The organism is Clostridium sp. (assembly GCF_051278035.1).
Taxonomy (GTDB): domain Bacteria; phylum Bacillota; class Clostridia; order Clostridiales; family Clostridiaceae; genus Clostridium_AD.
The window spans coordinates 1-10,987 of the sequence record NZ_JBNMNU010000145.1; the positions used below are offsets into that span (position 1 = coordinate 1).

The 10,987-nt window shown below is 31.7% G+C and carries 7 protein-coding genes and 2 pseudogenes; 7 read left to right on the top strand and 2 right to left on the bottom strand.

The window, feature by feature from the left end:
• The 7 genes and pseudogenes from ACJAX4_RS17950 to ACJAX4_RS17980 form a co-directional block, all read left to right on the top strand.
• Positions 1 to 1,879 (top strand): DEAD/DEAH box helicase (locus ACJAX4_RS17950; RefSeq protein ID WP_435790821.1); only part of this gene is annotated, 1,879 nt, incomplete at its 5' end.
• 36 nt (positions 1,880 to 1,915) lie between these two features.
• A complete protein-coding gene (locus ACJAX4_RS17955) occupies positions 1,916 to 2,719 on the top strand; it encodes a hypothetical protein (protein ID WP_435790822.1) in 804 nt (267 codons plus the stop codon).
• Between the two features lie 163 nt (positions 2,720 to 2,882).
• Positions 2,883 to 3,065 carry a DUF6465 family protein gene (locus ACJAX4_RS17960; protein ID WP_435790827.1) on the top strand — a complete coding sequence of 61 codons (183 nt, stop codon included), beginning with the start codon at positions 2,883 to 2,885 and terminating at the stop codon, positions 3,063 to 3,065.
• A gap of 140 nt (positions 3,066 to 3,205) precedes the next feature.
• Entirely contained in the window at positions 3,206 to 4,045 is an 840-nt protein-coding gene (locus ACJAX4_RS17965) for a metallophosphoesterase (RefSeq protein ID WP_435790823.1), read from the top strand.
• A 402-nt stretch (positions 4,046 to 4,447) separates the two neighbouring features.
• Positions 4,448 to 6,263, top strand: a pseudogene (locus tag ACJAX4_RS17970) (endonuclease MutS2).
• Positions 6,264 to 6,359: 96 nt separating this feature from the next.
• On the top strand, positions 6,360 to 8,120 hold the full coding sequence (locus ACJAX4_RS17975; protein WP_435790824.1) for a methyl-accepting chemotaxis protein: 1,761 nt from the start codon (positions 6,360 to 6,362) through the stop codon (positions 8,118 to 8,120).
• Positions 8,121 to 8,358: 238 nt separating this feature from the next.
• Positions 8,359 to 9,009: a Type 1 glutamine amidotransferase-like domain-containing protein gene (locus ACJAX4_RS17980; protein ID WP_435790825.1), complete on the top strand. Its 651-nt coding sequence runs from the start codon at positions 8,359 to 8,361 to the stop codon at positions 9,007 to 9,009.
• Here ACJAX4_RS17980 and ACJAX4_RS17985 read toward each other — a convergent pair.
• Complete coding sequence (locus ACJAX4_RS17985; protein ID WP_435790826.1) at positions 9,006 to 10,424, bottom strand: MATE family efflux transporter; 1,419 nt, start codon at positions 10,422 to 10,424, stop codon at positions 9,006 to 9,008. The two genes, ACJAX4_RS17980 and ACJAX4_RS17985, sit on opposite strands and share 4 nt — an antisense overlap.
• A 148-nt stretch (positions 10,425 to 10,572) precedes the next feature.
• Positions 10,573 to 10,987 (bottom strand): annotated as a pseudogene (locus ACJAX4_RS17990) (helix-turn-helix domain-containing protein); the annotation flags it as partial.

Genomic DNA, 10,987 nt, shown 5'->3' on the forward strand with positions numbered 1-10,987 from the left:
GAAAAAACCATCGAAGATTTCTGTTAGACTTAAAGAGAAATATGGGACTTCAAATACAAATAACAATATAGCAGCCCAGAGTACATTTAATCTGGATACTATTCTTGAATATGATTGGAAGTTAGCAATTGATGGAGATGAGATAAGTGAGAGTGAATTTGAAAAGATTTCAAATCTAAAAGTGCCATTCATACAATTTAGGGGTCAGTGGGTAGAGGTTGATATACATCAAATCAAAACGCTGGCCAAGATGAAAATAAATAAAGGCACAAGTGGGAAGATGCCTGTTTCAGAATTATTAAGAATTAATTTAAGTGATGAGGAAATAATTCCAGGAGTTAGTGTTGATAATATAGACAATCAAGAAGCTGTTGAACATTTTTTTCAAAAGTTATTTAATCTAAATAACATAGAACAAGTTGATATTCCGTTGGGATTTAGTGGCGTGCTTCGTGAATATCAAAAGAGGGGATTTTATTGGTTAACGTTTCTCCGGAATTACGGTATAGGTGCCTGTCTTGCTGATGATATGGGGCTTGGGAAAACGGTGCAAAGCATATGTCTTTTGCTTTATGAGAGGGAAAAGGGATTAACAGACAGACCTACACTTATAATATGCCCTACGTCAGTTGTGGGGAATTGGGAAAAGGAAATTGAAAAGTTTGCACCAGGTCTTAAAGCTGCAATTCACCATGGAAATAATAGATGGAATTACGAAACATTTAGTAATGAAATTCGTAAAAATGAAGTTATAATTACAACTTATGCACTAATAGTAAGAGATAAGGATTTATTTCAGAAAGAACAATGGGCAGGAATTATACTAGATGAGGCTCAAAATATTAAAAATAGCGCATCTAAACAAACGAAATGTATTAAAACCCTTAAATCTGAGTATAAAATTGCACTTACAGGAACACCAGTTGAAAATAGGCTTTCAGATTTGTGGTCTATTATGGATTTTTTAAATAAAGGATATCTATACACTTGGTCAACCTTTAGGAGTGAATTTGCAGTTCCTATAGAGCGTGAGGGTGATTCTAAAAAAAGTGCTAAATTAAAGAAAATAATTACTCCATTTTTATTACGAAGACTTAAAACTGATACAAATATTATAAAAGATTTACCGGAAAAAATTGAGACAAAGGAGTATACCCCTTTAACAAAGGAACAAGCAACTTTATACGGAGCGGTAGTAAAGGATTGTTTGAATAAAATTGATAATTCAGAAGGTATCCAGCGTAGAGGCTTAATTATTTCTTCTTTAACTAAGTTTAAGCAAATTTGTAACCATCCTGCGCAATTTTTAAAAGATAACAGTGAAATTGAAGGTCGCTCTGGAAAACTTGACAGTCTTTTAGAGATGCTAGAAGTTGTTGTGTCAGAAGGGGATAAGTCATTAGTTTTTACTCAGTTTGCACAAATGGGATACATATTAAAAACAGAAATAGAAAAAAAACTAAACGTGAAAACAATGTTTTTACATGGAGGAACTAGCAGAAAAAAAAGAGAAGAGATGATTAATACTTTTCAAGATGAGGTTGATGAGCCTATGGTATTTATATTATCACTAAAGGCTGGAGGACTTGGACTAAACCTTACGAAGGCCAGCCATGTGTTTCATTTTGATAGGTGGTGGAACCCTGCTGTAGAAAATCAAGCAACAGATAGAGCCTATAGAATAGGTCAGGTTAATAATGTACATGTGCACAAATTTATATGTATGGGAACGCTAGAGGAAAAAATTGATGAGATGTTAGAAAGAAAACAGGCTCTTGCGGAAAGTATAGTTTCCACAAATGAAAACTGGATATCAGAAATGAGTAATGAAGAAATTAGAGAACTATTTATATTGGAAAAGGAAAGTATAGTTGAGTGATTTTGCAATAGGTATTTGAAAGGCAGAGGTGATACAGTGGCAGCAACAAAAAGAAATGAATTTGGTAGTAATTGGTGGTCTAAAAAATGGAATAGTGCAATTTCAAGCTTTACTATGAGTTCTAGAATTGACAAAGGACGAGAGTATGCTAGAGCTGGAAATGTTCTGAGCATAGAGGTTTTAAAGGGAGAAATTCAGGCGGAAGTTCAAGGTAACAGCTCGGAACCTTATGAAATAAATATGGAGATTGATAGTTTTACAAAAGAGCAGTGGGAAAAAATCATGAAAATCATGGCACAAAAGGCTATATTTTGTGCTATGATTTTGAATGGTGAAATGCCTGAAAATATAGAAGAGGCCTTTAAGGAAGCTGGAGTTTCACTTTTTCCTAAAAAACAAATACATTTGATAACTCAGTGTTCCTGCATGGATACTGCAAATCCCTGCAAACATATAGCTGCAGTTCATTATATGCTGGGCCTTGAATTTGATAAAGATCCATTTGTGATATTAAAGCTAAGAGGAATGGAAAAGAGTGAATTTTTAAAAGCTCTAAGAATACTAAGAAGTGGCAACGAGGGCGAGAAAATTAAAAGAAAAGCAAAGCGGCTTCGTAAATCAAAAAAAACTATTGAAGATTTAAGATTGGAATTTGAAAATTTTAATGAAATAGATGAAGAAGCATATAACATGACATTTTCATATGTGACACCGGAAGTAGTTCATGGGATTATAAAAACTTTGGGCGTTCCAGATTTTTGCACGGATGAAGATAAGTTTGGATATAAAATGAGTGTAGCATACACCAATGCCGAAAAGGCTACTAGAAAATATTTGTAGGTGTCAATCACGTGATAAGTAGCATGCTAAATAAAACATATGAAATCGTGGTAAATAAAGTAATTTTATGTTATAATAGCACACAAATGTATTAATAAGTAATAATATTATACTTTATCTAAAAACAAACAAAGGGGGAATTATTATTATTAAAGCTAAACGAATTATACAATTTTCTGGTAAAGAGTTTATTATTGGAGAACTTGAGCAAAAGGTTAAAGAAATATGGAGGGCAAGTGGGAATCTCCAAAAGGATATTAAATCAATGGATATATATGTAAAACTTGAAGAAGGCAAATGTTTCTACGTTATTAATGAAACGGTTAAAGGCAAATTTGAACTATAAAAACAAGTGTCACCCACGTGGCAAGTGGCAAGTTGCATACAAAACAAAAAAAATGTAGACGGTTAATAATTTATATCAAAGTTATTAACCGTCTATATTAATTTTAAATTTATATAAATTGAAAGGCCAGGGCACATGTAATGATTAAAAGTATATTCCGTAAAAAAAAACCTATGATTTTTGTTGTTATTGTATTTTTAGTTTGTTTTTCTTATTTTGAGAATAATGCAGTAGTAATATCTAATTATACTATAAAAAGCGATAGGCTACCAAAATCCTTTAATAAATTTAAGATAGTTCAAGTTTCTGATTTACATAATAAAGTTTTTTATAAAGATAACAAATCTCTTGTATCAAAGATAATATCACAAAAACCAGATATCATAGTTATTACTGGAGATTTAGTGGACAGACGAAAATATAATGAAGAAAATGCAATATCATTCATTGATAAAATAAAATCTATAGCACCAATATATTATGTTAATGGAAACCATGAAGGATGGTCTGGTAAATTTGCATCGTTAGAAAAAAAACTTGAAGATAGAGGAGTAAATGTGTTAAGGAATGAATCAATTGATTATGTCAAAGGTAAAGAAAAAATTATAATTTCAGGTGTAGATGACCCTAGTTTCAGCACTTCCGATTATTCTGAAGATATAACAAATAAAGAGATATTCTCTAAGGAAGGTGGAAATAATTTTAGAATATTACTCTCCCATAGGCCAGAGTTTTTCGACCTTTATGTTCATAATAATATAGATGTAGCATTTACTGGGCATGCGCATGGGGGACAAGTTATTGTTCCATTTCTAGGTGGAGTTATTGCACCCAATCAAGGATTTTTGCCAGAGTATTATAAAGGTATGTACACTGAAAATAACACCACAATGGTTGTGAGTAGGGGACTTGGTAATAGTATTTTTCCTCAAAGATTATTCAATAGGCCTGAAATAGTTATAGTAACATTGAAATATTGATATTATTTTGTTAGTTGACAACATATATGAGAATGTAATACTATAGTAGAAGATAGATTTTGTTATAATAAATTAATGGGGTGCTTTATGAGCGTGTTAGTATCTAAATAGATTAAATTTTATAAATTAAATAAATCTTTAGAAAAGGGTATATAATACCTTTATTTGTTGTGGATTTATTTAGTAATATCTATGAAGGTACAATTCCACAAAGTAATCCTAAAGTTATAAAAGGTAGATCATTCTATCTTTTATAAAGTTACGTATTTTAGCTGTGGTGGTATCCACAGTTTATTTTTTTGCAATGGATTATTAGCAAGAAAATATAAAAAATGCTAACGAAATCTATCAAGGAATTGATACCTTCATATAACAATAAGTTAATATGAGGGAGATATAGAAATGAATATAAATACTTTTAGTAAGCTACAATATAATGAACTAAAGGAAATAGTGAAGTCTTATTGCGTAAGTGGACTCGGAAAAAACCTAATAGATAAATTACAGCCAAGCAACAGTTTAAAAGTTGTCGAGAGTAGGCTTAATGAGACTAGTGAGGGAAAATCTCTATTAGATACTGTTTCACACATTCCATTAGACGGAATATTTAATATAAAGAGTATTATAGAGAATATTGAAAAAAGTGCGATATTAGATCCGGAAGAGTTAACAAAACTTTATGATTTTTTGAGAGGCTGTAGAAAAATTAAAAATTTTATGGATGGGAAAGAGTTTTACGCACCAACACTAAGTAGCTATGGAAATTCAATTACGGAATTTAAATCTATAGAGGAAGAAATTGAATATTCAATAAGGGGTAGTTTAGTAGATTCGAATGCTAGCAAAGATCTGAAAAAAATTAGAAGACATATAGAAAATACGGAAAGCAAAATACAAGAAAAGTTAGAGAAGTTCTTGAAAAATGCTGTAAATAAAACTTATATACAAGAATTTTTTATAAGTAAGAGAAACGATAGATATACAATTCCTATAAAGGCAGCCTATAAAAATCAAGTACCGGGGATAATTGTAGAAACATCGTCTAAGGGTGCCACTGTATTTATAGAACCAAGTGTTATCTCGAAGAATACTGCGGAGCTTGTGGTATTAAAAGCTGAGCAGGATTTAGAAGAATATAAAATATTATCATATTTAACGGGGTTAATATTTTACAAATCAAGGGAAATTAAAATTAATATAGAGGTAATAGCAGAGTATGATATGATTTTTGCTAAAGCTAAATATAGTTCCTTTAGACTTTAGCATAGGCACAAATTATAGAGCATTAATTATAACGGGGCCAAATGCAGGCGGAAAAACTGTGGTGTTAAAAACCGTTGGGCTCTTAACTTTAGCAGTACAATCAGGTTTCCATATAGCAGCTGAAAATGGCAGTGAAATATCTGTATTTGATAAAATATTTGTAGATATTGGAGATGACCAAAGTATAGAGAATTCTTTAAGTACTTTTTCTTCTCATGTGAAAAATTTGGCTCAGATAATTAAGAGTAGTAGTAAATCTACTTTAGTACTATGTGATGAGATAGGAAGTGGAACTGAACCTAATGAGGGGGCTGGTCTTGCTATTGCAATACTTGAGGAACTGTATCATAAAGGGTGCATTATAATGGCCACTACCCATTATGGAGAAATTAAAAATTTTTCTAAGAATCATGATGACTTTGAAAATGCTGCAATGCAATTTGAAAACGAAACATTAGAGCCTCTGTATAATTTAATTACAGGTAAATCGGGAGAAAGCAATGCTCTTTGGATCTCTAAAAAAATGGGAATAAGTGTTTCTATACTTCAAAAAGCAAAACAGTATGCGGAAGATAAGGATTATAATTTAGATTTAATAAGAGATAGTAAGATTAAAGAGAAAAACGATGAAGAAGATATTGGAGAGGGAAAAGCTTACGAGTATAAAATAGGTGATAAGGTGTGTCTTATGGAGCATAAAGAGTTTGCCGTTGTGTATAAAACCATAGATATTTTTAATAATATAACGGTGTTATATAAGAACGAGTTTATGGAGGTTAATGTAAAAAGGTTAAAACTAGAGCTAAAGGCTGAAGATTTATACCCTGAGGATTATGATTATAATATGCTATTTGTGGATTATGAACATCGGAAATTAGAAAGAGATATTGAAAGGGGATCTAAGAAGGCATTAAAAAAGATTCAAAGGGAAATAAAGGATAGTAGAGGAAATTAAAATATTGTTTCTACCACATTATATACTTTTGATACTAAAGTAAATGTCATAAACAGTCGATAATATAGATGATTACTGTTAAGTGGGATAAAACTAATGAAAAAAATAGCGAAAAAAACAAAAGGACTGGATATTAAGAAAAAACTTATCATGGTTACATTATTACTATTACTTATACCTGTACTTACATTAGGATTAATAAGTTATATGGGTGCCAAAGGAGAACTTGAAGAGAGCGGAAAGATTTTACTTAAAAATAGTGTAGAAATGACGCTTCAGGTAATTAGCGGCGATCAAAAACTTGTAGATGCAGGTGAAATAACACTTGATGAAGCTCAAGAGCATGTTCGAGAGTATATGTTAGGTGAAAAGAATGCGGATGGGACAAGACCTATTAACAAAAGTGTGAGTCTTGGAGAAAGCGGATATATGTTTGCATATACTCAAGCGGGTGTTGAAGCAGCGCATCCAACTTTAGAAGGAAAGAGTGTAATTGACGCTCAAGATAAGAAAGATGGAGCATATTTCGTTAAGGATCAAATTAAGGTAGCAAATGATGGTGGTGGGTATTTGACTTATGGTTGGACGCTTCCAAATTCAGAGAAGATTTCAAGTAAGATTACTTACCAAAAAATAGATCCAGATTGGAAATGGGTGGTTGCTGCTGGAACCTATACAAATGATTTTAATGTGGGATCAAATAAAATTCTTAAGACAATGATTTTTGTGCTCCTTGCAGTACTTGTTTTAGGATCAACGATAATTGTACTATTTGCGAAGCATATAGCTGTTCCAATTAAAAAAATTGGAGAAGCTGTAGATGTTGTAGCTTCGGGAAATTTAAATATACCAAATTTAAAAATAAAAAACAGAGATGAAATCGGTAAGTTAAATGAATCATTCAATACAATGGTTAAGAGCGTAAATGGACTAATAAGCTCAGTAAAAGATTCGGCTAGTGTTGTACTTAACTCTTCAAACGTCTTAGACAGGATTATTGATGAAAACACAGCTGCTATTAATGAGGTATCAGCGTCTGTTGAAGAAATTGCAAGAGGATCAAGTGAGCAGTCTAAGGAAGCTGAAAAAGGTGTTAGTAGGGTTATGAGCTTATCAGATAAAATAGAACTTGTTACAGGGCTAACTGTAAAAACTAATGAGGCTACAGCTGAAACAGTTGGAATAGGAGGGAAAGGCCTTGAAGCTATAGAATTTCTTTTGAAAAAATCAGAGGAGAACAGTAAGGCAGCTAGTAAGGTCAATGAAATAATACTTGAGGTTGATAAAAACTCCATAGAAATTGGCGCAATAACTGAAGCAATTAGTCAGATATCAGAGCAAACGAATCTACTAGCCCTAAATGCTGCTATAGAAGCTGCTAGAGCAGGTGAACAGGGGAAAGGATTTGCAGTAGTTGCTGAAGAGGTTAGAAAGCTAGCTTCACAGTCTGCTATATCTGCTGGACAAGTAAGAGAACTAATTGACGGGATACAAAAAAAATCACAAGATGCTGTTAAAGCTATGCAAGTTGGAAATACAATAGCTAAAGAACAAAATGCATCTGTAATAGATGCTAAAAGCATATTTATAGAGATATTAAAGTCTATAGATAAGATTTCAGAAGACATGACAAGCATTAAAAGCTATAGCTTGGGCATGGAAAGTGAAAAAAATGAATTGGTAGAAATTTTAGAGACTCTTTCAGCTTCAACTGAAGAAAACTCAGCTGCAACTCAGCAGGTCTCAGCTTCTACAGAGCAGCAACTTACAAGTGTAGAACAAATCCTATCACACACTCAAGACTTAAAGAGTCTTGCAGAAAAGCTTAGAGAGTCAGTGGATGCGTTTCAGGTTTAAAAGTTTAAAGTGTGGGTCCACAAACTTTCATACACGTAGATAACTCTACGGAATCACTTCTAAAGTGATTTCGTGGAGTTTTTTTGTTATTGTTACACATTTTAAAGGTAAAGTGAATATGCTATCACATAAATGGTAAATATTATAATGAGTATTTAATTGCGAAATATAACATATAAATTGAAGAGAGATAGTAATTATGTATATCTTAGAAATACGGAAGTGAGATGATAATAATATGGGAGCCTTGATTCTTCTCAGTGATTTTACTGAAAAAGACGATCTAGATTTGAAAAGAAAAATGAGAGAAATATTTTTAGATAGAAGATATACCTTGAGCTATATACCTTCTAAGACCGATAAAAGACTAAAGTATTTTAAAAGGGCAGAAGATAAGCTCAGTGAATATGGAAATTTTGAGTTTGAATACTTTGATATAGATGATTTTTGTAATATAGATAAGATAGAAAAGATATTTAAGTCGGAAATAATATATCTATCAGGAGGAAATACTTATTACTTTTTAAATAACATTAAGAAGAGGTATTTTATAACTAGACTGAGAAGGTTTGCTTCAAATGGAGGCCATATTATAGGGTTAAGTGCAGGAGCAATAATGATGTCTAAAGATATATCAACTGCTAGATTTGGTGACGATGATATTGTTGGATTATCAAGTCTATCATCTTTAGATTTAGTTGATTTTGATTTTATGCCACATTGGAATAATGACAATCATTATTTAGAAGATATAAAAGAATATTCTAAAACTACGGGAAATACAGTTTATACATGTAATGATGGCGATGGAATAATCGTTATGGATAATAAATTACACTTTTATGGGGATATAAAAGTTATAAAAGAGGGAGAGATAAGTAAGGCTTAAACACTTGCATGGAGAAGCCTTGCTTTAGGAGTATTATATTTTACAATTTGGTGTCTCTCTAGTATTTCTAAAGATGTATAAGTATATTTAATAAATACAGCTGCTGTAATGAAGGATATCATATCTGATATTGGATAAGCAAGCCACGCTCCAAGTACTCCCATATCTAAACCATTCATAAGTGCGTATGCTAGTGGGATAAATACTATTATCTGTCTATAAATAGACAATTTAAAAGACGTTTTGACTCTATTTATAGCTTGGCAATAGTAAATTGCCAAGTAGTATATACCGAGCAATGGAAATACAGCAATAACTATTTTAAAGGCCTTTGATGTTTGTTCAATAATAACAATATCATTTATAAATAAGCTTATAAGCTGTTTTGAAAAGAGCATAAATATTGCCCATAGTAAAGTTGAACTTACAGATACTGATATTATAGATATTTTAACAACTTCTTTTAACCTCTTGTAATTTCCAGCACCAAAATTATAGGCGGCTATTGGTTGCATAGCTGCACTTATACCAAGGACTGTCATAAATAAAAACATTGAAATTCTAGTAATTAGTCCAAAAGTTATAATGGCTAAATCTCCTCCATAGGAGGCTAATAAATTGTTTAGTATAACAGCTACTACGGCATCCGATATCTCTATAACAAAAGTTGAAAAACCAACGAATACTATCCCAATTGATACTGATTTATTAAGAGTTAGTTTAATAGGAAGTTTTAAGCCTTTCTTTATTTTCATAAATTCATATAAAACATAGATGAAAGCTATTATCTGAGATATTACTGTAGATATAGCTGCGCCACTCATACCATAAGAGAGTACGGTTATTAGAAAATAATTTATAACTACATTACAAATAGCTCCGATAGAAGTACTTATTAGAACAATCTTAGTATTTCCAAAAGCAGTCATAATATAAGATGCAATTACGGAAAATGATTGAAACATTAAACCTATTAGTACGATACTCACATATTCTTTTGCAAGAGGAAATATATTTTCTGTTGCACCTAAACCAAATATAATTGAATCCTCAAAAATAAAAATACCAATAGAAACTACAGATATTATTATTAGCATTAGGACTATAGCATTAGGTATTATAATTCTTAAATTTTCAAAATCCTCTTTCCCACAGCTTCGTGCAACTGCGGTAGAGGCACCAATAGCTATAAGCATAGATATAGCTAGAAACAATCGTTGAATTGGGAAGATGATTGTTAAAGCACCGATGGCATTGGCACCTATGGCCTGTCCTAAGAATATAGAATCAACCGTGTTGTACATTTCTGCCACCATTAAAGAAATTATTGCTGGTACGGAAAATTTCAATAATAGTCTCCCGATTTTTTCTTCTCCAAATATTCTGTTGCTTTCTGCCACGCTATTCATTGTCATGAAATCCACTTCTCCTTAAAAACATTTTATTCTCACAATATTATTGTATGCTACTTGAGGTAGTTTAACATTCACGAGGTTGCTAGATACAATGCACAAAGGTGCTAACTAGTGTATTTGAAATTTTCTCAAACAACAAAAAAACACCCTAAAATAGGTGCTTTTGTACTTTTTGGAGAATTATTAAGGTAGAACCGTAGCCTTCTATCTTTATTATGTTGTTATATACTGCAGTTTTTTTAGCATAAGACAAAGAAATATTAGGAGAAGAAATCTTATTTAAAATTTTCCATTCATCAAAACTAAGTCGTTTTGGCTTACCCATACAAAGCCATATATCGTATGCTGAACCGACTTTTTCAGAAACTTCATATTTAATAACTTTATAGTCGTGAATTAAATTTTTAATTGACAAGGATATTTTCACCTCAGTAATATTTTTACTACCTTTACCTTTAGACAAGTCCTCTAAATTAATTAGGCTATTAAGTTCACTACTATAACTGTAAAGTAGAACCTGAATATCATCACCCTGCATTGTGATAACATAACCATCACCCTTG